Below are 19,967 nucleotides of genomic sequence, written 5' to 3' on the forward strand. Positions count from 1 at the left end.
ATCGAGCATTCGATTCAGGCAGCGGCCATGCGACGCGCTGCCGGACGCTCGAGTTCACGTGACGCAAGCGCGCCGAAGAGCAGTCCAAGCGTTGCCCAGATCAATGCTTGAATACCGACGGCAGTCAGCCTGAAATTCCACAACAACGACGCGGAAAAGTCGGCGGGTACTTCGTCGACAGAAGGCAGCGCCACTTGCGCGATAACCATCAAGACGACATAACCAGCCGCCGCAATAAGCGCCGCGTTCCAGTTGCCGCGACGCGCCTGCAAGCGTCGCTGCGCATAGACCGCGAACACCGCGCCGACGATTGAAATCGCCACCATGCCGAAGAAAAGCGCCGTACGCGGACCAATGGTTTCGGCATTGCCCACGGCGGGCGGGTTTGGGGGATATTTAATGAACGGCACGAGCGCAACGCTAACGAAACCAATGAGCGCAAGCAAAACCGACGTTCCGCGCGCATGCAACGAGCCGAGCCGCCCATAAGCCAAGGCAAAGATCAGCGAGAAAATACCGCCTAAAGCCGTGCCGAACACCACCACGCCCGTTAGTAAGCCCAAACCCGCTTGCGTGTCCCGGCTAACGAGTTCTTCATCATCACCATGACTATGCGATTGCGCTGCCGCCGCTTCATCGTGATGATCGTGTGCGGGCGCTTGTGCATGCTCGTGCTGTTCTTCGAACGCGATAGCCCGAGCAACTGAAGGTTCGCCGAAGCCGCGCGCAAAGCCAAAGCTGATCAGGCCCGCGACGAGTCCCGCGACCATGCCGCGTATAAGCAAGTTGCGAATCATGCTCCGTCCTCAATGGCACGGAAAGCCGAGCAAGTGTCGGCCATCGTGAACGAATTCGTGGACGTACATGCCCGAGATAATGGACGTTGCACCTTGCTCGGCGCCGACGAAATAAATCGCGATCAGCAGAACGAGGCCGATAAAAACGGTCCAAGGAAGGACCTCACGCACCGGAATGGGGACCGGTGCATCGTTAGCGGGCGTTGCAATACCAGCGGAAAAAGCCGGCGCGTTGGACATATTCATTGAAATTTCTCCAGGGAAAAGCGCGTCCCGATAGACGAAGAGCATGCAGCGGGGTCTGACTCGCGGCATCGCGCTCTTAGCGCGAACCGCATACAGTGGCGCGACCGTGCCGGGCTTCCACCGGCTTCCTCGCACTGCAAGCTTGCCATTCTATGATGATTGCCGGCAAAGTAAAACGACCATGAGCTAAAGCCTATGCAATCGACATTGATTTTGCTGTGCCACGCCGCCACGCATGCCATGAAAAGCGGGCGTTTTCCGCAAGGCGACGAGCCTGTCGAACAGGCTAAATGCACGCTCGATGTCCCGGGCGAGCCAAGCCGCGTCACATCCAGCCCGGCCCGCGCTGCTTGCGAAACAGCGGCTTGGATCACGACAGCTTTTTCGATCGATGTCGCATTCGACGATATCGACTATGGAGAATGGCGCGGTCGTTCCATTCGCGAGATTAGTGAGCGCGAGCCTCAAGACGTTGCGGCATGGCTTTCCGATCCCCATGCAAGGCCGCATGGCGGCGAGAGCGTGGCAATGCTGTCAAAGCGCGTTGAGAAAGCGCTCGAGGGGCTTGCTTCGAATACGGAGCACGAATGCTGCATAGTCGTAACGCACGCCATCGTCATGAAGGCGGCGCTCTGTATCGTGCGCGACGAACCGTTGTCGTCGATACTCAAGATGGATCTCGCGCCGCTATCGTCCGTCTTGCTCAAGTTCGCGGAAGGCAAATGGACAAACGTGCCCTCCTGAACTTAGATGGCCGCTCGGTGCTCAAAGCAAGCAGCGACTGGTTCGCTCAAAGGAGACAGCAATGGCGCACTATGTGGATGGTTTCGTCGTACCAGTGCCGATCGACAAGGTCGACGCGTATCGCAGCATGGCCGATGCAGCGGGCAAAATATGGCTGGAATATGGCGCGCTGCAGTTTGTCGAATGTATTGCCGACGATGTTAAGCCAGGCGAGCTCACCTCGTTCCCTCGAAGCGTACAGCTCAAGGAAGGCGAAACGGTGGTCTTCTCGTGGATCGTCTATGAATCGCGCGAACAACGTGACGCCGTCAACGCCAAAGTAATGGAAGACTCGCGCCTTAAGAGCATGATGGAAAACGGCGAACCGCCGTTCGATCCCAAACGCATGTTCTTCGGCGGCTTCAGGACGCTGGTCGAACTGTCAAAGGCCTGATTATTTTTCGAATGCCTAAAACCAAGGAGCCATATCGACATGTACATTGCCATGAACCGCTTCAAGATCGTTCCAGGCGCGGAAGCCGATTTCGAACATCTCTGGACAAGCCGTGACACGCACCTCAAGGAAGTGCCGGGCTTCGTGGAGTTCCATCTGCTAAAGGGACCGACGCGGGATGACCACGTCCTCTATTCGAGTCACACGATCTGGACAAACCATGCTGCGTTCGAACAGTGGACTCAGTCGGATGCATTTCGCGCCGCGCATCGCAATGCGGGCGGAGAAACCAGGCAGCTTTACTTAGGCCACCCGGAATTCGAAGGCTTCGAAGTGATTCAGACGGTTAAATAAGAGCCGCCTGTCTTACAAGACCGTGAACGAATTGCGTCGCTCGCTAAGGCCTTCCTAAGCCTTAGCGCCACGCGCCATTCGCTGCAATGTCGATGAATCGATGGCTCCGGCACAAATGCGCACGGCCTCCTTAAGCGTACGTGGACGTCCCTCGCCAAACTGCGATTCAAGCATGGCGACGGCGCGTAAGCGTTCGTAATTGCCCAGCTTCTCGCCAGTCGCAAGCTCCAGCACGGAGATAAAGTAAGCAGCCGGCGGCGCCGCGTTAGGCTGTGCGGACGCACCGCCTGATCCATCATTCCCGTCGTTGCGCGCGGGAAAACCGGGCGTCCATCTGGTGTCGTATCGGCTATTCATGGGTCTGTTCATTTGGGTGCCAAGGCGCTTGCGCCAGCTTTCGATTGAACAGACATTCAGCAAGGACCGTTCCAAGCCAGCTCGCGCCTTAATTAGCGCTGTTATTTTTGTCTAACAATAAAGCTCTAGCAACTCGACATGCAGCGAGATCCCATGCCGCGCATCCGACGGACTTAAATACGATCGGGCGTTCGTTTTGCACCCTCGCCGTGATTGCTTGTGCAAGTGGATTAACGTTTTCCCATTTCACACCAGCAAGGATGAAATCCCCCGCTTCATGGCGCGCCCCCGCCGGGTCATCGACATACAAAGCGCTTGAATCGATAGTGCCCGGCGCTATTTCTGCCGCATCAGGCGTAAAGGCGCCAACACCGATGACCAACCGATCTGCTCGCGCCGGCAGCGTATAGACAGGCTGCTTGCTGGTGGTCGCGGTGATGACGACATCGACAGCTTCAGGAATGTTTGAGCTTTCAAGCGCCGCTAGCTTTGGCGAAGCCGCTGCGTGGGCCTTGCAAAAGGCATTCGCACGCTCGGTTCGCGACCCCTGGACGATGATCGATGCATCGGGATAAACGCTCGCGATCGCCTCCACATGGTAGGCCGCCTGCTTGCCCGTACCGATCACCAGCACTTGTTTCGGCGGCTGCGCGCTTAGAGCGCGGATAGCGAGCATCGATACCGCCGCCGTTCTGCGCCCCGTTACAGTTGGGCCGTCGAGCATGAATTGCGGCACGCCGGTGACGGCATCGAATGCGGTGACCTGTCCGTGAATCGTGGGCAAACCAAGCGCACCGTTACCCGCGCACACGTTGACGAGCTTGTGCATGGCCAAGTCCGCCGCGCTTGCAGGCATCGACAACATGATCCCACCTTGTGCAAGCGGCACCACCATGCGCTCCGGACTCACGATACGGCCCGCCGCGTAATCGAGCATGGTGGCGGCAAGCGTGTCGACCAGGCGGTCATAAGGAACGAGCTGCGCGGTGCGTTCGGCGTCGAAAATTGGAATCGCGCTTGAGGTTTGATTCATCGTGTCTTTGGCCTCGGAAGGGAAAGTTGCCATCGCAATGCCACTGAAATATCGCAACATTCTAACGGCGCAAGCGACCTCGACCATTTGCCGTCGGTGCACTAAAACGCGCAAAGCGTTGCGTACGCCGTCATATGATTGCCTTCGAATACAGTCATAATCAAGCAATCTGCGCCGCAAAAATTGCAGCGGCAAGCCGCCCACGGAGCCCACAATGAACGAGATGGACAAGCAGCGCCGCTTCCATGCCGACCTGATCGACAGCTACGACGAAGAGTTCGAAATGGAGATCGACGACCGCTTCCTGGATGGCGAGGCAGCGTTCTCCGACGAGGAACGACAGCTTCGTAAGACCTATTTCCGCGAGCTATTTCGCTTGCAGGGCGAACTGGTGAAGTTGCAGGATTGGGTCGTGCATACGGGCCACAGACTCGTGGTGATTTTTGAAGGCCGCGATGCGGCCGGTAAAGGCGGTGCGATCAAGCGCATCACGCAGCGGTTGAACCCGCGCGTGTGCCGCGTCGCTGCTCTGCCTGCGCCGAATAATCGTGAACGCACGCAATGGTATTTCCAGCGCTACGTATCGCATCTTCCGGCAGGCGGCGAAATCGTTCTGTTCGATCGAAGCTGGTATAACCGCGCGGGAGTAGAACGCGTGATGAACTTCTGTACTGACGCCGAATACGAAGAGTTCTTCCGTTCCGTGCCCGAGTTCGAAAAGATGCTCGTGCGTAGCGGCGTTCAGATCATCAAGTACTGGTTTTCTATTACCGATGACGAACAGGAAGTGCGCTTCGAGGCGCGTATTGAAGATCCGCTAAAGCAGTGGAAGCTGAGTCCGATGGACCTCGAAAGCCGACGCCGCTGGGAAGCCTATACAGCCGCTAAGGAAGTCATGCTGCAGCGTTCGCACATTCCCGAAGCGCCGTGGTGGGTGGTTCAGGCCGTCGACAAGAAGCGTGCGCGGCTGAACTGCATGCATCATCTGTTGAGTCAGGTGCCGTATCACGAGATCGAGCACTCTGCGATCACGCTGCCCGAGCGCGTATTCAATCCGGATTATTTGCGGCAGCCCGTGCCGGAGACCATGTACGTCCCGGAGATTTACTAAAGCGCTTTAGCAGCAGTGACTGCACCCGATGTGTTCCTGACGGTGCAGCGTGCGGCGAATGGCAAACTGATACGCTTGCTGCGAACCCTTGAACACCATCACGAACATGACTTGCGCGAGGTTGAAGTCAAGGGTGACCATCAGGCGCATGAGTAGCAGCAGTGGCAGCACCACGGCTGGTTGATACAGTTGTCGGGCAATTAATGCTTTCATCTTTAGCTCCCATTTCCATATAAGAATTTTAGGGATTTGCAGGCCCGGGATAAATGGCCCGCGGATGAAGACATATGTTCCCCGATACGAACAATAAGGCCCTGCATGCTGCAGGGCCTTGAAGGCACATTACTTCTGCGCGAGACTCGGCTCAGGCACCGGCGCGGGCATCGCATCGCCCCAGCCGCCGCCTAATGCACGTATCAAGTTAACCGTGGATACCGCCTGCGTTCCCGCAAGCTGCACCGAAGTACGCTGCGATTGCAGCACAGTGCGCTCCGCATCGATCACATCGAGATAATTAACTGCACCTTCCGTGTACTGCGTTCGCGACAGTTGTGCCGCGCGCACCGAAGCCTTGACTGCATCCGATTGCGTAGCCGTCTGATCTTCGAGAATGCGCAAGTCGGACAAATTGTCTTCTACCTCACGAAATGCAACGAGCACTTGTTGCCGATAATTCGCGGCGTCCTCTTCATAGATTGCACGTGCATTCGCGAGATTGCCCTTGCGACGGCCGCCATCGAAGATTGGAATATTCAGCGCCGTTCCCGCGAAAGGACCCAGCAGGAATGTTCTGCTCGACCATTTGAAGAGATCGCCAAGCGTTGCCGATTCGAAGCCGCCTGCGCCCGTCAACGTGAGCGAAGGGAAGAATGCAGCCTTTGCTACGCCTATGCGTGCATTTGCTGCGGCCATCGAACGTTCAGCAGCAGCAATGTCAGGACGACGCTCAAGCAAGGTTGAAGGCAAGCCCGGTGGCACGCGAACCGTCACTGGCTTGAGCGGATTCGCCGCCACGCTAAATTCAGCCGGCGTCTTGCCGAGCAGCACCGCAAGACTATGCTCGGACGATGCGCGCAGACGTTGCACGGTCATCGCATCCGAGCGCGCGGTCGCGAGCTCGGACTTGGCGCGCGCCACATCGAGCTCACTGATGTCGCCTTCATCGAAACGGCGCTGCACGAGTTTCAACGCTTGCTCGCGCAACGTAACCGTGCGCGTGAAGACATCGTTCTCCGCATCGAGCTCGCGCAAATTGAAGTAGTTCTGCGCGACGTCCGCTTGCAAGGCCAACTGCACCGAGCGGAAAAGCGCTTCGCCTTGTTGCGTGTCGGCGTTTGCGGCTTTGACGGAATCCGAAACGCGGCCGAACAGATCGACTTCATACGATGCGCTCGCCTGGGCACGCCACAACGTTTGTGCAGGCACATTGGCATCGGCCGGCAGGAACTGCGATGCCGGCGAGAACTTCTCACGCGTCGGACCGAAGCCTGCATCGAGCGTCGGGAACAGACCCGCACGCGCAGTCTGGTTGATTGCGCGCGCTTCTTTCACGCGTGCCGCTGCTGCCTTGAGGTTCTGGTTCGCTTCCTGCGCCTGACGTTCGAGGTCGTTGAGCGCGGGATCATCGAACAAGGTCCACCACTCGCCGCGCATCATTTCTTCGGAAGGTTGAGCCGTTTTCCAGCTGCCCGTTTCCGAAGGAGCAAGCGCGCTCGTATCGCTGGTTCGTTGCGGCGTTTCCTTGTAAGCGGAAGGCGCATGCACATCCGGCTTTTCGTAAGTGGGCGCGAGCGAGCAGCCCGCGACTACCAGCAGCGCCGCCATCAAACCCGGAAGGCCCAGCCATCGTTTCATATGCAACTTGTTCATGTTTGACCTCATTGCGCCTCGTAAGAGCCGCCGATACCCCGCATCTGCGGATGCGAGCCGTGCTTGTCCGTCACATGCTCCGTGCGCGAGAGCTTGCGCAGGATCACGTAGAAGACCGGCGTCAGCATCAGACCGAAGAGCGTGACACCCAGCATGCCGAAGAACACCGCAACGCCCATTGCATGACGCATCTCCGAACCCGCACCCGAAGACAGTACGAGCGGCACCACGCCCATGATGAAGGCGATGGATGTCATGAGAATCGGGCGCAAGCGCAAGCGGCTTGCTTCGATCGCGGCCTGCACGATCGAGCGTCCCTGCATCTCCAGTTCGCGGGCGAACTCCACGATGAGAATCGCGTTCTTCGCCGACAAGCCCACCAGCACCATCAAACCAATCTGCGTGAAGATGTTGTTGTCGCCATCCGTAAGCCAAACACCGAGCAGCGCCGACAGAATGCTCATCGGTACGATCAGGATCACCGCGAGCGGCAGGGTCAGGCTTTCATACAACGCTGCAAGCACGAGGAACACGAGCAGCACGCTGATCGGGAACACCCACAAAGCCGCATTGCCCGCGAGAATCTGCTGATACGTGAGATCGGTCCATTCGAACTTGATCCCGCGCGGCAACACTTCCGCGGCGATACGCTCCGCCGCTGCCTGCGCCTGACCCGATGAATAGCCAGGAGCCGGACCGCCGTTGATGTCAGCTGCCGTGTAGCCGTTGTAGCGCACCACCATTTCCGGACCATAAGTCGGCGTCACCCTGACGAGCGACGAGAGCGGCACCATGTCGCCATTCGCGTTGCGGGTCTTCAGCAAGCCGATATCTTCAGGATTCGCGCGGAACGGGGCATCGGCCTGCACGCGCACTTGATACACGCGTCCGAAGCGGTTGAAGTCGTTCACGTAGAGCGAGCCGAGATACACCTGCATCGTGTCGAAAACATCTGTCACGGATACGCCAAGCTGCTTGGCCTTGACGCGATCCAGATCGACGTTCAGCTGCGGCACGTTGATCTGATAGCTCGAGAACGTCGGTCCGAGTTCAGGCGTCTGCGAGGCACGCTTGATGAACGCCTGCGTCGCATCCGCGAGCGCTGCATAACCGAGCGCACCACGGTCCTCGAGTTGCATCTTGAAACCACCTAGCGTACCCAGCCCGAGAACCGGCGGAGGCGGGAATACGGCGATGAACGACCCCTTGATACCCGCATACTTCTGATTCAGCGCACCCGCGATCGCATTGGCGGAAAGTGCCTTGTCATGCACGCGGTTCTTGAAGGGCTTCAACGTCACGAACACGATCCCCGCGCTCGATGAGTTCGTAAAGCCGTTCACCGACAAGCCCGGAAACTCCACCGCGCTTTCCACGCCCGGTTGCTTGAGCGCGATGTCGCTCATCTGCCGAATCACGCCTTCGGTACGGTCGAGCGATGCGCCATTGGGCAATTGCGCGAAGCTGATCAGATATTCCTTGTCCTGCGCGGGCACGAAACCGCCCGGCACAATCTTGCCCATCAGAACCGCACCTGCAAGCAGCACCGCATACAGCACCATCATCACGGCCTTGCGGTTGATGACGCTCTTCACGCCCTTGCCGTAGGCATCCGAACCGCGATGAAAGACCTTGTTGAACTGACGGAAGAAGCCGCCGAACACACGGTCCATGCCACGCGTGAGCCAGTCCTTCGGTTCATCGTGACCCTTGAGCAACATCGCAGCCAGCGCAGGCGACAAGGTCAACGAGTTGAATGCGGAGATCACCGTTGAGATAGCGATGGTCATCGCGAACTGCTTGTAGAACTGACCCGTGAGGCCAGACATGAACGCGAGCGGCACGAACACGGCCACGAGCGTCAAGGCAATTGCGATGATCGGCCCGCTCACTTCGCGCATGGCCTGATACGTCGCCTCTCGGGCAGATAACCCCGCTTCGATATTACGTTCGACGTTCTCCACGACGACGATTGCATCGTCCACCACGATGCCAATCGCGAGGACCATCCCGAACAATGACAACGCGTTGATCGAGAAGCCGAACGCAAGCAGCAGCGAGAACGTGCCGACAATCGACACCGGCACCGCCAGCAACGGAATGATCGAAGCACGCCAGGTTTGCAGGAACACAATCACCACGAGCACGACCAAGGCGATGGCTTCAGCGAGCGTATGAATTACCGCTTCGATACTGGAGCGCACGAACTGCGTCGGATCATAGACGATCTGATACTCGAGACCCGCAGGCATATCCGCCTGCAGTTCCTTCATCGTCTTGCGCACTTCATCGGAGATTTGCAGCGAGTTTGCACCCGGCTGCTGATTGATTGCGATTGCAACCGCCGACTTGTTGTCGAGCAAGGAACGCAAGCCATACTCCGATGCCGCAAGTTCGACGCGCGCCACATCGCTCAGATGCGTGACCGCACCATCGGGCGATGTCTTCAGCACGATGTCGCGGAACTCGGACTCGTTCTGCAAGCGGCCGCGTGCATTCACGTTCAATTGCAGGGGCGTATTCGGCAGCGTGGGCGAACCACCGATCACGCCTGCCGCCACCTGCACGTTCTGTTCACGAATGGCGTTGACCACGTCGGTCGCCGTCATGCCGCGTTGCGCGACCTTTTGCGGATCGAGCCATACGCGCATCGAATAATCGCCCGAACCCCACAGTTGCACTTCACCCACACCCGAGATGCGTTCGAGCCGATCCTTCACGTTGATCAGCGCATAGTTGCGCAGATACGTCATGTCGTAACGGTTGTTCGGCGAGTTCAGGTGAACCACCATAGTCAGCGTCGGCGAGGACTTGATGGTGGTCACGCCAAGCCGCTGCACGTCTTGCGGCAAGCGCGGCAAAGCCTGATTCACGCGGTTCTGAACGAGCTGCGTGTTCTTGTCCGGATCGGTGCCGAGCTTGAACGTGACCGTGGTCGTGAGGTTGCCGTCGCTATTCGCCTGCGACTGCATGTAGAGCATGTCCTCGACGCCGTTGATCTGCTCTTCGATCGGCGAGGCCACGGTCTCCGCGATCACCTTCGGATTCGCGCCCGGATACTGCGCGTGCACCACGACCGAAGGCGGTACGACTTCCGGGTACTCGGAGATCGGCAGCTTGAACATGGCGATGACGCCAGCCAGCAACACGATCACCGACAGCACGCCCGCAAAGATCGGACGGTCGATGAAAAATTTGGATATGTTCATGACGAGTTCTGTCTGTTCGAGATGCTTACGAAGCCGATGCCGTTTTCACGGGCGTCGCATTGGCGCTGCTGTCCATTGCGACGTTATTGGCCTTGATCACATCGTTGGGACGCACGCGCTGCAAGCCATTGACGACGATGCGTTCGCCCGGCTGCAATCCCTTCGTAATCACGCGCAGGCCTTCATGCGTGGCGCCTAACGTGACTTCGCGGTACTGCACGCGGTTGTCCTTGTCCACCACCATGACGTACTTCTTGTCCTGATCGGTGCCGACAGCCGCGTCATCCACGAGCACGGCCGGATGCGGCGTGCCACCGCCGACCTTGATGCGTGCATAAAGTCCCGGCAAGAGCGAGCCATCCGGATTGTTGAAGCGAGCCCGCACGCGTATCGTGCCCGAGGTCGTATCGAGGCGGTTATCGACGGAATCGACCACGCCTTCGCGCGAGTAACCGTCTTCGTTTGCAAGACCCAGCGAAACAGGCACGCTGCTGCCCGTATCGCGGCCGAGATAGCGCAAGTACGTCTGTTCGTCGACATCGAACGAGGCATAGATCGGCGAGACCGAGACCAGCGTGGTCAGAAGCGGCGCATTCGCACCCGTCGAGACGATGTTGCCCACCGTGAGCTCTGCACGCGATACGCGCCCCGATACGGGCGCCACGATATGCGTGTAGGCGAGGTTGATCTTCGCCGTTTCGAGCGCAGCCTGCGCGGCCTTCAGGTTGGCGACGGCCTCGCGCGCGGCGTTCTGTTTCTCGTCGTAATCGCGCTTGGCGATGGCGTTATCGGTAAGCAAGCGCTCTGCACGCGCAGCGTCGGTAGACGTATAGCCGTTACGCGCTTGCGCCGATGCAACTTGCGCCGCGGCGCGTGCGACTTCCGCTTCATATGGACGCGGGTCGATGGTAAAGAGCGCGTCACCCTTCTTCACGAGCGCGCCGTCCTTGAAGTGCACCGCGACGATCGTGCCGGGCACGAGCGGGCGAATGTCGACATGGTCCACCGCTTCGAGACGGCCCGAATAGCTCTGCCAGTCCGTGATGGTCTTCGAGACCACCGCGGCCACGTCCACTTCGGTGGCGGTCGGGCTATGCGCGGCGGCTTGCGCCTGGTTGATGGCGTCGCCGTGACCGCGCCAGGCGGTATAGCCGCCCGCGCCAGCAATGACGATCACCGCGCCTAGCGCAGCGTAAATACGTTTGCGAGTGAAGAACATGGTGAAGCTCCGGTTGCGTTGAGATTGTTTTTTTATGGTGCGTGGCGCGCTTATTTGGGGCGCGCGAGGCGTTTCTTGAAGAACGCGACGACATCGGCAAGCGCGTCGGGATGCGCGGCCAGCGCTTGATGCGAGGCCTTGCAATGACGCGTCATTTCGGTCGGCACGCCTGCGTTGATCAATTCCGCCGCGTATTTTTCCGCCTCGATATGCAGGAGGTCATGCTCCGCGCTCGCGATCAGCGCCGGCGGCAAGCCATTGAGTCGCCGCGATTCGAGCGGCGCCGCATAAGGATGCAAACGTTGCGAAGGCACGGGCAGATACGCGCGATAGCAACGCGCGCAATCGCTCATTTCCAGATCGGGGCACAGCACTTTGCGTTCATCGGCGAGGCGCGTCATGCTCGGATCGAGCAATGGCGCAAGCAGCACTTGAGCGGACAGGCGCAAATCGCCGCGATCGCGCGCTATGGCTGCAACGCACGTCGCGAGGTTGCCGCCTGCGTCATGCCCCGCCACGCCGATGCGCAAAGGGTCTGCACGTTGCGCACGAGCATGCGCAACCGCCCACTGTGCCGCGCGATATCCGTCTTCAGGCGCGGCGGGAAATGGAAATTCAGGCGCAAGCGAATAGCCGACCGAGATGACCCAAGCGGGCGTATCTCGTGCAACGACGCTTGCAGCCACATCGGCTTCGTCCAGATTTCCACGCACGAAACCGCCGCCGTGGAAATAAAGAACGATAGGCAACACGTTGCCATCCGACGCGGGGCGGTAACTGCGCAGCGTGATCGGCTGTACGTGTCCGGCGATACGCACATCTTCGATGCACAATCTCGGACGCGCCTCCAGATCCAACAATGTTGCCATGGTTATTTTTCGTGCGCGGCCTGAAAAATAAGGCCGTCACGCATAAGTTGCGATGCTGCGAATTCTGGATGCCACGCCTTTTTTAATAAATGCCTATAATCCGGCAACACAATTCGGACGCACCGAACAATCATCGTTAATACGCACATGACTGTTCTTAGCCAGGCGCTTAATTCCGTGCGCCGCTATGCTGGTGCCCTAAGCATCGAAGGTGAGGAAACATGGATCGGCTACAAGCAATGCAGGTCTTCACACGGGTTGTCGACACCAACAGTTTTTCGCGCGCAGCGGATACGCTCAATTTGCCGCGCGCGTCGGTCACGACGATCATTCAAAACCTGGAAGCGTTTCTCAACGTGCGACTGCTTCAGCGCACGACACGCAGGCTCAATCTGACGCCTGATGGCGCGGCCTACTACGAGCGCTGCGTGCGCATCCTTGCCGACATCGAGGAAGCCGAGGGCACATTCTCGAACAACGGCAAGGGTCCGCACGGCAAATTGCGGGTAGACATGCCGGGGGCCATCGGCAGGCTCATCGTGATGCCGCAGCTTTGCGACTTTCATACACGCTATCCGGAAATCGAACTCATGCTCGGCTTCGGCGACAAGCCAGTCGACCTCATCCAGGAAGGCGTCGACTGCGTGATTCGCGTCGGAACGCTGCAGGATTCGAGTCTGGTCGCGCGACGCATTGGCGTGTTTCAGGGCGTGACGGTCGCAAGTCCCCAATATCTCGAACGTCATGGCAAGCCGCAAACGCTTGAAGACCTTCAGGACCATGTGGCCGTGAATTATTTTTCGAGCCGCACGGGGCGTGTGATGGATATGGACTTCGTCGTCAACGACGAATCCATCGAAGTGAAGATGCGCGGCATGATCGCGGTGAACGACGCCGAGGCCTATCTCAGTTGCGGTCTCAAGGGCGTGGGTCTGATTCAAGCGCCGCGCTTCATGGCGTTGCCGTACTTGCGTTCAGGCGAGCTCGTCGAAGTGCTGCCGCAATGGAGCCCTTTGCCGATGCCTATTTCCGCCGTCTATCCGCACAATCGCCATCTTTCGCCAAAGGTGCGCGTGTTCGTGGACTGGGTCGCGGAGCTGTTCGAGCGTTGCCCGTTGCTGCAAGGTCAGAAGGACGCGGAGGAGCGTTGCCTGCCCACCAGCACTGCCGCGCCCACGGTCGTGCGTCACGGTACACCGGAAGTTTCGGGTACTGAGGATGTCGTTGTATAGCTAACTATTGGCTAGCTATTTCGCTGGCAAAGCAAAGGCGTGTCTTAGGCGACACGCTTTTTTTCGTCCCTATCGATGCGATAGGGAAAAATGCCAGCACATGCAAGCGTCGCCAAATGTCCGGTGGCTAAGGCTCTTAGCGATTATTCGCCGGAATCGACAAATCTATTCGCGCATCCGGCATTTATCTGCCCCTAGCGTGGCGACTACATTTCGACCTGTCGCGAAGCGCATGCAATCCTCTTCTTAGCCGATTGCATCCGCGTCGCATCCGAAGCACAGGAAACGGATCGAAAGGAGTTGCACGCATGAAAAGCTATCTCATCACGGGTTTCTCGCTCGCGGCTATCTCAGCCGTGGTTTCGAGCACGGCATTTGCCGACGGCGGTGAAGGCATTGGTCGCGCGGGAACGTATCAGACGCAAACGACTACGAGTGAAACGCCCAAGACGCGTGCGCAAGTGCGCGCTGAACTTGCCGCTGCCTATTCGAACGGTTCGTTGCCCGCGTTGAATCGCAATACGTATCCTGATCGCAGCATGTGGGGCGATGCGGTCGCTGCTCAAAGCGAAGCGCATGCTCGCGATGCCGCTCAAGCGGAAGCGCGCAATCGCCGTATCGTGGAATATGCGAACGGTTCGGTCACGCGCTAAAGAATTGCAGAGGTCATCATGTTCGAAAATACATCGCTTGAACAATATTCGGTTCTTGAAGAGCTAGCCTCTGTGACGCCGGTGTGGCGCCCGTTTGTCGAATCTCGCTCGCAAGAGACCGAGCAGGACACGAGCGAGCACGGCGAGTAGCAAATCAATCAAACGCGTGTGCCTGCCGGGCACACGCGTTTGAGCTTCAGCCGCAAGCGCCTATTTCACCGCAAGCAGTGCAGAAGTCGCAACCGTCTTTCCGGATCACCGCATTCGCGCCACATGTCGGGCATTTGCGCCCATGCATCTGCGTGAGTGTATGCGGGTCGTTCGACAAGGCATCGTCGGACGAAAAATCCGTCACGTCCGCGTGTGCCACGGTCTCGTCTTCAGTCGCTAGAGCGCGTGTATGGGTCACGTCGATATGCTTGCGGGCAAGTACGCGTGACGGCACCTGACTGCCTTCGGCATCGAGAAAACCGCGTCGATGAAGAATTTGCTGAATCGCAAAGGCAAGCGCGGCGACTTCCGAGTCATGCCAGCGTGGACTGCGGTGTCCATCTAAACGCTCGACATCGCCGAGACGCACCTGACCGCGATCCCACGATACCTTGCGCATGTCCTGCAGCGTACGCGCGGCAAAGCCTCCACGCGCCGCAAGCGACAATGAACGCATGGTCGCCGTGATCCATTGCTGCGATTCGTCGCTCTGCCCCGTCGGGATAAAGAATTCGATGGGCCGCTCGATGGTCACGTCATCGCCTGCAATACGCCCTGTCACTTCGATGAACGACACCGCAAGATAGAGCGACTTCTTTCCAGCCTGCGTCAGATACTCGACCTTCTCGATAATCGCGGGCAGCTCTCCACGTGGACGGTGATCGATCGCAATACGCAAAGGATCGAGATCCAGTTCGGGATCGGGCGAGTCGCTCGGTGTCTTCTCTTCCTGTGGCGTGACTGACAACACCGCGCCCAAGGTGTCGTTAGGCCGATAGGTCGCGAGTCCCTTCAAGCCGCGTCGCCATGCTTCGAAGTAAAGGTCCTGGAATGCATCAAACGGATAATCCGCGGGTACGTTGACGGTCTTCGAAATCGATGTATCGACGAAAGGCTGCACGGCCGTCATCATTTCCAGATGATCTTGCGCGGACATATCGAGCGCACTCACGAAGTAATCGGGTAGCGCCTTGACGTCTCCGCCCATCTCGCGATAAAGCCTGTACGCGTGGTCTTCGACAGCGAAGGTCTGGCTGGAGCCATCGGCCATGCGCTTGGTGCGCTGATAGGTCCACGAGAACGCGGGCTCGATACCATTCGATGCATTGTCCGCAAACGCGAGACTCACGGTGCCCGTGGGCGCGATGGAAAGCAGATGGCTATTGCGGATGCCATGCGCGCGAATCTCGCTCTTGAGATCATCAGGCAAGCGCGATGCGAAAGTGCCCTCTTCCAGATAACGCGCTGCATCGAAGAGCGGAAATGCGCCGCGTTCGCGTGCAAGTTCGACCGACGCGCGATACGCTTCATCGCGCATGGTGCGTGCGACGCGCATGGCAAATTCGCGCCCTTCGTTCGAGTTATAACGAAGACCAAGCATTACGAGCGTGTCGCCTAACCCCGTAAAGCCGACGCCGATACGTCGCTTGGCAGCCGCTTCACGTGCTTGTTCTTCGAGCGGCCATAACGTGACATCGAGAACGTCATCGAGAAAGCGCACTTGCGTGCGCGTGGTACGCATGAGACCGTCCCAATCGAAACCAGGGACGCCGCCGCGCGCTTGCGCAAAAGGGTCGCGCACGAAGCGAGTCAGATTGAGCGGGCCCAGGTTGCAGCAACCGTATGCGGGCAAGGGTTGTTCACCGCAAGGGTTCGTCGCGCGAATCGTTTCGACGGCGCGCAGATTGTTATCGTCATTCATGCGCGACATGAAAACGACGCCTGGCTCGGCGACATCGTAGGTCGATCGCATGATCGTGTTCCATACGTCACGCGCACGCACTTCCCGATACACCCACAAGCCGTCGTCACGCTTCCGGATGTCCGCCGATGCCCGCTGTGCAGGCGAAGGCTCGGCCTTATGCACGAGTTGCCAGACGGCGTCGTCGGCAACGGCCTGCATGAATTCGTCCGTTACCGCGACGGACACGTTGAAGTTGTTCCAGCGTCCCTTCGTGTGTTTAGCCGCGATGAATTCGAGCAAATCGGGGTGCGTGCAGTCGAGTATGCCCATCTGTGCGCCACGGCGTGATCCTGCGCTCTCCACCGTGCGGCATGATGCATCGAACACATCCATATAACTGCATGGTCCGGATGCAGCTGAACCCGTGGAATGCACGCGCGCACCGCGAGGACGAATGGCGGAAAAGTTATAGCCCACGCCTCCGCCGCGCCGCATCGTCTCGGCCGCTTGCAGCAGCGCAACGTAAATGCCGGGCAAACCGTTATCGTCGACGCCTTGAATGGCATCGCCCACGGGCTGAACGAAGCAGTTGATGAGCGTGGCATCGATACCCGCGCCCGCCGCGCTCATGATGCGCCCGGCGCCCAATGCACCGCGCCGGAAGTTATCGACGAACTCCGCTTCGATCTTCGCGCGTAACGCTTTGGGCTCGGCCATTGCGACACCACGCGCCACGCGCAGATAAATATCTTCGACGCGCGTCTCGTCGCCCTTGGCATATTTTTCAAGCATTACGTCGATGGAAAATTGCTGCGGAGCGACGCCTGTGCTGGGATTGTCTTCTGCCATGTTTGATCCTGTTGAATGCTTTGTCCGCTAATGCTTGACGGGGCCATGACGCGAACCGTGGGGCGCCGCCAAACGCAATGCACGACGATAGCGCGAATTCTCCCTGGCTGCTAATGAACCGTTAAACTCCTTCGATCGATCCAGCACTTTTCCTTGAGACGATCTATCGCATGAATGCGCCGCTCTTCGGTATCTCGGGCCGCTCGGGTCAGGGCAAGACCACGCTGATCGAGGCGTTGTTGCCCTGGTTTCGGGAGCGCGGTCTTGTAGTCAATGTCATCAAGCACAGTCATCATTCAATCGAACTCGAACCTCCGGGCAAAGACAGTGCGCGCTTCAGGCGTGCAGGCGCGGGCGAAGTGGTGATTGCATCGCCTTACCGCTATGCAATCGTGCGCGAGTTGCGCGAGGGGAACGAGCCTTCGCTTACGGAACTCGCTGCGCGGCTGACACATGCGGACCTCACGATTGTCGAAGGATTTGCACGCGAAGCCATTCCGCGACTGGAGGTGGTTCGGCCATCGGTTGGCCGGGAGCCGCTTTATAAGACCGACGTCGCAATTCTTGCCATTGCAACCGACGATGCCTCGGCAGTCGACAGCGCGCTGCCTCTGCTGCGGCTAGACGATATCGACCGCATTGGCGCCTTTATCTGCGAGACACTGCGCATTGCCGTTTAATCTGCTTTGACGCCGTTGCGTGCGACGGCCAATGCTTCTCCGATTACATCGTCATCGCCAATATGATTCGCGAGAAGCAGCACGAGCTTGGCGTTGAGCATGCGGCTTTCTTCGTCGCTTAGTCCGTCGTGTGTGCCGATGAGCCGTTCATAGAACGCATCCGGATCGGCAAGATTGGCCTCGAGCTTGAGCTTCATGCTGGCTTATCCATTGCAAGTAGCGCGTTGTACGGCGTTAAATATCGCATCGGCGTTGAACGCACGCCAGCGCGCGCATACGTGCTGGTCGGGGCGCAACAAGTAGAACGTGCCGGGGCGAGCATCGAATCGATGCGCCACGATGCCATCGACGTCTTCGATATCTTCGAACGACGCGGCCATGCCCTTCGGCGCAACCAGCAATAGACGAAACGACGTTAGCCTCTGTAAAAGAGCCCTGCGCACTTCCTCCCCGTCATCGCTGCCGCTGAAGTAGATTCCTATGAAGCCTTTGCCATGCGTTTGTTGCAAGAGCCATGCAGCGCGGCCATTTACGCGTATGGGCGCATCCACGCATGCCCTCCCTGGCGTCATCAAACATGCGAAGCTGTCATCGGGCTGATCGGGCGTATTGAGCGGCGAGTCTTGCAGCACGGTCGGCACCGAGAGTCGCCCGCTATTGACGAGGCGTCGCGCAAAAGCACAGTCCTTCGATAGCTCCAACACCGCGTCCCGAAATAGACGCGAGGCCGCACTCTTCGGCGTGATGAAATCGGTCGATCGCGTGGAATGACGAATGTTTTCATCCGCGGCGTATTCCCGTTCGGATGCATACGTGTCGAGTAAAGCAGGCGGAGCGTCGCCATGAACGACGAGACTGAGCTTCCATGCGAGATTGTCTGCATCTTGCACACCGCTATTCGCGCCGCGCGCGCCGAAAGGTGAGACGCCGTGCGCCGCATCGCCTGCGAACAGAATTCGACCGTGCCTGAAATGCTCCATGCGCTGACATGCAAACGTATAGATGCTCACCCATTCGAGTTCGAATTCCGCGTCTTCGCCAAGCAATGCCTTGACGCGCGGAATGACACGTTCGGGTGCTTTTTCCGTGACAGGGTCAGCTTCCCAGCCGAGCTGAAAGTCGATGCGCCATACGTTGTCCGGCTGGCGATGCAGCAGCACAGACTGGTTGCGATGAAACGGTGGATCGAACCAGAACCAGCGTTCCGCCGGAAACGGCGCTTTCATCTTGACGTCCGCAATGAGAAAGCGGTCCTTGAATATCCGGCCGTGACTATCGAGATCGAGAGCCTGACGAATGAAGCTGCGTGAGCCGTCGGCCGCTACGACATAGCGTGTACGTAAGGCGTATCGTCCATCGGGCGTATCCACTTGCAGTTCGACATGATCCCGATGCTGCGTTACACCGACTACACGGCTCTTCCAGCGCATATGCAAGTTATCGAGTTGTGCCGCGCGTTCGACGAGATAGCGCTCGACGTAATATTGCTGGAGATTGATGAACGCGGGATGCGCATGGCCTGCTTCGGGCAGCAAGTCGAATGCATAAATCAGATCGTCATGCAGGAACACCTTCCCGACATTCCAGCGCACACCTTTTTCGATCATCTCGTCGACGCAGCCGAGACGTTCGAAGATTTCAAGTGTGCGCTTCGCAAAACAGATGGCGCGCGAACCGGCCGATACGGTGTCGTCGCTATCGACGAGCACGGTATAAACGCCGTGTTGCGCGAGATCGATTGCAGTGGCAAGACCGACCGGTCCCGCGCCGGTCACGACCACCGGATAGACCGGGGACTCGGCGGTGTCGTGTTCCGGTGCTCGCTTGTAAGCAAAGCGGACCATGTCGTTTTTGGGTTGTCTCCTGCTACCGCCTCTTTGGGCAGGCCTTGAATCGCCGTTAGGGCATTGTACAAACGGACTTTTCTGTGTGGCTACGTTTTTTCCTGTATTTCCCTTAAGCACAAAAAAACGTCCGTTCTAATAAGCGGACGTTTTTATTGCGTCTTTAATTGCTTTCTTTAGCAAGCCGCTAAGACCGCCATAAAGCCTTCTTCAGTGAAGGGCTTGAGGTAGTAGCCGTCGAATTGTTCCTGCTCGCTGTCACGGTGCCGGTCGTCACCCGTTACCGCGACGACGCAAGCAAGCTGGCTCGGCCCGGCAGCACGCAACCGTCTGCAAAGATCGCGACCATCGAAATCCGGCAGACCTATGTCGATAAATATCGTGTCGTAGCGATTTTCCGACGCGAGTTCAAGCGCCCGGTGTCCATCGTATGCGACATCTGCGATATGCCCGGAGGCGCGGGCAAGCGCGCTGAAAGCGTCGCAAAGACCAACGTCATCTTCAACGAAAAGCACGCGCATGATGGATTTTTCCCGAAGCGTAAATAGCACAAGCGTCGAAGATCGAGCGCAAT

The 19,967-nt window shown here is 58.4% G+C and carries 19 protein-coding genes and 1 riboswitch; of the genes, 7 read left to right on the forward strand and 12 right to left on the reverse strand.

Annotated elements, in window-relative coordinates:
* Positions 1 to 14 precede the first annotated feature (14 nt).
* Positions 15 to 797: a CbtA family protein gene (locus tag NCT04_RS19145; RefSeq protein ID WP_250467234.1), complete on the reverse strand. Its 783-nt coding sequence runs from the start codon at positions 795 to 797 to the stop codon at positions 15 to 17.
* Between the two features lie 9 nt (positions 798 to 806).
* The gene (locus NCT04_RS19150) at positions 807 to 1,037 is read right to left on the reverse strand and encodes a CbtB domain-containing protein (protein WP_250467459.1); all 231 of its coding nucleotides are present in this window, start codon (positions 1,035 to 1,037) and stop codon (positions 807 to 809) included.
* Between the two features lie 36 nt (positions 1,038 to 1,073).
* Positions 1,074 to 1,197: riboswitch (cobalamin riboswitch) on the reverse strand.
* A 41-nt stretch (positions 1,198 to 1,238) separates the two neighbouring features.
* Here NCT04_RS19150 and NCT04_RS19155 point away from each other — a divergent pair.
* From NCT04_RS19155 to hmuQ, 3 genes are all read left to right on the forward strand, one after another.
* Entirely contained in the window at positions 1,239 to 1,787 is a 549-nt protein-coding gene (locus NCT04_RS19155) for a histidine phosphatase family protein (protein ID WP_250467236.1), read from the forward strand.
* 61 nt (positions 1,788 to 1,848) lie between these two features.
* On the forward strand, positions 1,849 to 2,220 hold the full coding sequence (locus tag NCT04_RS19160) for a DUF1428 domain-containing protein (protein ID WP_250467237.1): 372 nt from the start codon (positions 1,849 to 1,851) through the stop codon (positions 2,218 to 2,220).
* A 39-nt stretch (positions 2,221 to 2,259) separates the two neighbouring features.
* Entirely contained in the window at positions 2,260 to 2,574 is a 315-nt protein-coding gene (gene hmuQ / locus NCT04_RS19165) for a heme-degrading protein HmuQ (RefSeq protein ID WP_250467245.1), read from the forward strand.
* A gap of 445 nt (positions 2,575 to 3,019) precedes the next feature.
* Here hmuQ and lhpI read toward each other — a convergent pair whose 3' ends face one another.
* Complete coding sequence (gene lhpI, locus NCT04_RS19170; RefSeq protein ID WP_250467460.1) at positions 3,020 to 3,964, reverse strand: bifunctional Delta(1)-pyrroline-2-carboxylate/Delta(1)-piperideine-2-carboxylate reductase; 945 nt, start codon at positions 3,962 to 3,964, stop codon at positions 3,020 to 3,022.
* A 214-nt stretch (positions 3,965 to 4,178) separates the two neighbouring features.
* Here lhpI and ppk2 point away from each other — a divergent pair, with 214 nt between their 5' ends.
* Complete coding sequence (gene ppk2 / locus NCT04_RS19175) at positions 4,179 to 5,075, forward strand: polyphosphate kinase 2 (RefSeq protein ID WP_244829486.1); 897 nt, start codon at positions 4,179 to 4,181, stop codon at positions 5,073 to 5,075.
* A gap of 6 nt (positions 5,076 to 5,081) precedes the next feature.
* On the opposite strand, the gene NCT04_RS19180 is transcribed toward ppk2, so the two are convergent.
* From NCT04_RS19180 to NCT04_RS19200, 5 genes are all read right to left on the reverse strand, one after another.
* On the reverse strand, positions 5,082 to 5,288 hold the full coding sequence (locus NCT04_RS19180) for a hypothetical protein (protein WP_244829485.1): 207 nt from the start codon (positions 5,286 to 5,288) through the stop codon (positions 5,082 to 5,084).
* A 129-nt stretch (positions 5,289 to 5,417) separates the two neighbouring features.
* The gene (locus NCT04_RS19185; RefSeq protein WP_250467247.1) at positions 5,418 to 6,944 is read right to left on the reverse strand and encodes an efflux transporter outer membrane subunit; all 1,527 of its coding nucleotides are present in this window, start codon (positions 6,942 to 6,944) and stop codon (positions 5,418 to 5,420) included.
* A gap of 8 nt (positions 6,945 to 6,952) precedes the next feature.
* Positions 6,953 to 10,153, reverse strand: coding sequence for an efflux RND transporter permease subunit (locus NCT04_RS19190; protein WP_250467249.1), 3,201 nt, complete (start codon positions 10,151 to 10,153; stop codon positions 6,953 to 6,955).
* Between the two features lie 25 nt (positions 10,154 to 10,178).
* Entirely contained in the window at positions 10,179 to 11,372 is a 1,194-nt protein-coding gene (locus tag NCT04_RS19195) for an efflux RND transporter periplasmic adaptor subunit (RefSeq protein WP_250467251.1), read from the reverse strand.
* Between the two features lie 50 nt (positions 11,373 to 11,422).
* On the reverse strand, positions 11,423 to 12,241 hold the full coding sequence (locus NCT04_RS19200; RefSeq protein WP_250467253.1) for an alpha/beta hydrolase: 819 nt from the start codon (positions 12,239 to 12,241) through the stop codon (positions 11,423 to 11,425).
* A 221-nt stretch (positions 12,242 to 12,462) separates the two neighbouring features.
* On the opposite strand from NCT04_RS19200, the gene NCT04_RS19205 reads away from it, so the two are divergent.
* Both NCT04_RS19205 and NCT04_RS19210 read left to right on the forward strand, forming a co-directional pair.
* Positions 12,463 to 13,473 carry a LysR family transcriptional regulator gene (locus tag NCT04_RS19205; protein WP_244829480.1) on the forward strand — a complete coding sequence of 337 codons (1,011 nt, stop codon included), beginning with the start codon at positions 12,463 to 12,465 and terminating at the stop codon, positions 13,471 to 13,473.
* 308 nt (positions 13,474 to 13,781) lie between these two features.
* Positions 13,782 to 14,126: a DUF4148 domain-containing protein gene (locus NCT04_RS19210; RefSeq protein ID WP_250467255.1), complete on the forward strand. Its 345-nt coding sequence runs from the start codon at positions 13,782 to 13,784 to the stop codon at positions 14,124 to 14,126.
* Between the two features lie 196 nt (positions 14,127 to 14,322).
* On the opposite strand, the gene NCT04_RS19215 is transcribed toward NCT04_RS19210, so the two are convergent.
* Positions 14,323 to 16,869, reverse strand: a complete 2,547-nt coding sequence (locus NCT04_RS19215; RefSeq protein ID WP_250467257.1) for an adenosylcobalamin-dependent ribonucleoside-diphosphate reductase — start codon at positions 16,867 to 16,869, stop codon at positions 14,323 to 14,325.
* Between the two features lie 170 nt (positions 16,870 to 17,039).
* On the opposite strand from NCT04_RS19215, the gene mobB reads away from it, so the two are divergent.
* Positions 17,040 to 17,549, forward strand: a complete 510-nt coding sequence (gene mobB, locus NCT04_RS19220) for a molybdopterin-guanine dinucleotide biosynthesis protein B (protein WP_250467259.1) — start codon at positions 17,040 to 17,042, stop codon at positions 17,547 to 17,549.
* Here mobB and NCT04_RS19225 read toward each other — a convergent pair.
* The 3 genes from NCT04_RS19225 to NCT04_RS19235 form a co-directional block, all read right to left on the reverse strand.
* The gene (locus NCT04_RS19225) at positions 17,546 to 17,746 is read right to left on the reverse strand and encodes a DUF2783 domain-containing protein (RefSeq protein WP_244829693.1); all 201 of its coding nucleotides are present in this window, start codon (positions 17,744 to 17,746) and stop codon (positions 17,546 to 17,548) included. The genes mobB and NCT04_RS19225 overlap by 4 nt on opposite strands.
* Positions 17,747 to 17,752: 6 nt before the next feature.
* Entirely contained in the window at positions 17,753 to 19,393 is a 1,641-nt protein-coding gene (locus NCT04_RS19230) for an FAD-dependent oxidoreductase (RefSeq protein WP_250467261.1), read from the reverse strand.
* Between the two features lie 176 nt (positions 19,394 to 19,569).
* Entirely contained in the window at positions 19,570 to 19,914 is a 345-nt protein-coding gene (locus NCT04_RS19235) for a response regulator (protein WP_244829475.1), read from the reverse strand.
* Positions 19,915 to 19,967 lie beyond the last annotated feature (53 nt).

Source organism: Caballeronia sp. GAFFF2 (genome assembly GCF_023631485.1).
In the GTDB taxonomy this organism is placed as follows: Bacteria; Pseudomonadota; Gammaproteobacteria; order Burkholderiales; family Burkholderiaceae; genus Caballeronia.

Coding starts and splice junctions, on each gene's coding strand:
- NCT04_RS19230 (WP_250467261.1), bottom strand. CDS start 19,393: ATGGTCCGCTTTGCTTACAAGCGAGCACCGGAACACGACACCGCCGAG.
- ppk2 (WP_244829486.1), top strand. CDS start 4,179: ATGAACGAGATGGACAAGCAGCGCCGCTTCCATGCCGACCTGATCGAC.
- NCT04_RS19180 (WP_244829485.1), bottom strand. CDS start 5,288: ATGAAAGCATTAATTGCCCGACAACTGTATCAACCAGCCGTGGTGCTG.
- NCT04_RS19150 (WP_250467459.1), bottom strand. CDS start 1,037: ATGTCCAACGCGCCGGCTTTTTCCGCTGGTATTGCAACGCCCGCTAAC.
- NCT04_RS19205 (WP_244829480.1), top strand. CDS start 12,463: ATGGATCGGCTACAAGCAATGCAGGTCTTCACACGGGTTGTCGACACC.
- NCT04_RS19145 (WP_250467234.1), bottom strand. CDS start 797: ATGATTCGCAACTTGCTTATACGCGGCATGGTCGCGGGACTCGTCGCG.
- NCT04_RS19200 (WP_250467253.1), bottom strand. CDS start 12,241: ATGGCAACATTGTTGGATCTGGAGGCGCGTCCGAGATTGTGCATCGAA.
- lhpI (WP_250467460.1), bottom strand. CDS start 3,964: ATGAATCAAACCTCAAGCGCGATTCCAATTTTCGACGCCGAACGCACC.
- NCT04_RS19210 (WP_250467255.1), top strand. CDS start 13,782: ATGAAAAGCTATCTCATCACGGGTTTCTCGCTCGCGGCTATCTCAGCC.
- NCT04_RS19190 (WP_250467249.1), bottom strand. CDS start 10,153: ATGAACATATCCAAATTTTTCATCGACCGTCCGATCTTTGCGGGCGTG.
- mobB (WP_250467259.1), top strand. CDS start 17,040: ATGAATGCGCCGCTCTTCGGTATCTCGGGCCGCTCGGGTCAGGGCAAG.
- NCT04_RS19215 (WP_250467257.1), bottom strand. CDS start 16,869: ATGGCAGAAGACAATCCCAGCACAGGCGTCGCTCCGCAGCAATTTTCC.
- NCT04_RS19155 (WP_250467236.1), top strand. CDS start 1,239: ATGCAATCGACATTGATTTTGCTGTGCCACGCCGCCACGCATGCCATG.
- NCT04_RS19235 (WP_244829475.1), bottom strand. CDS start 19,914: ATGCGCGTGCTTTTCGTTGAAGATGACGTTGGTCTTTGCGACGCTTTC.
- NCT04_RS19160 (WP_250467237.1), top strand. CDS start 1,849: ATGGCGCACTATGTGGATGGTTTCGTCGTACCAGTGCCGATCGACAAG.
- hmuQ (WP_250467245.1), top strand. CDS start 2,260: ATGTACATTGCCATGAACCGCTTCAAGATCGTTCCAGGCGCGGAAGCC.
- NCT04_RS19195 (WP_250467251.1), bottom strand. CDS start 11,372: ATGTTCTTCACTCGCAAACGTATTTACGCTGCGCTAGGCGCGGTGATC.
- NCT04_RS19185 (WP_250467247.1), bottom strand. CDS start 6,944: ATGAACAAGTTGCATATGAAACGATGGCTGGGCCTTCCGGGTTTGATG.
- NCT04_RS19225 (WP_244829693.1), bottom strand. CDS start 17,746: ATGAAGCTCAAGCTCGAGGCCAATCTTGCCGATCCGGATGCGTTCTAT.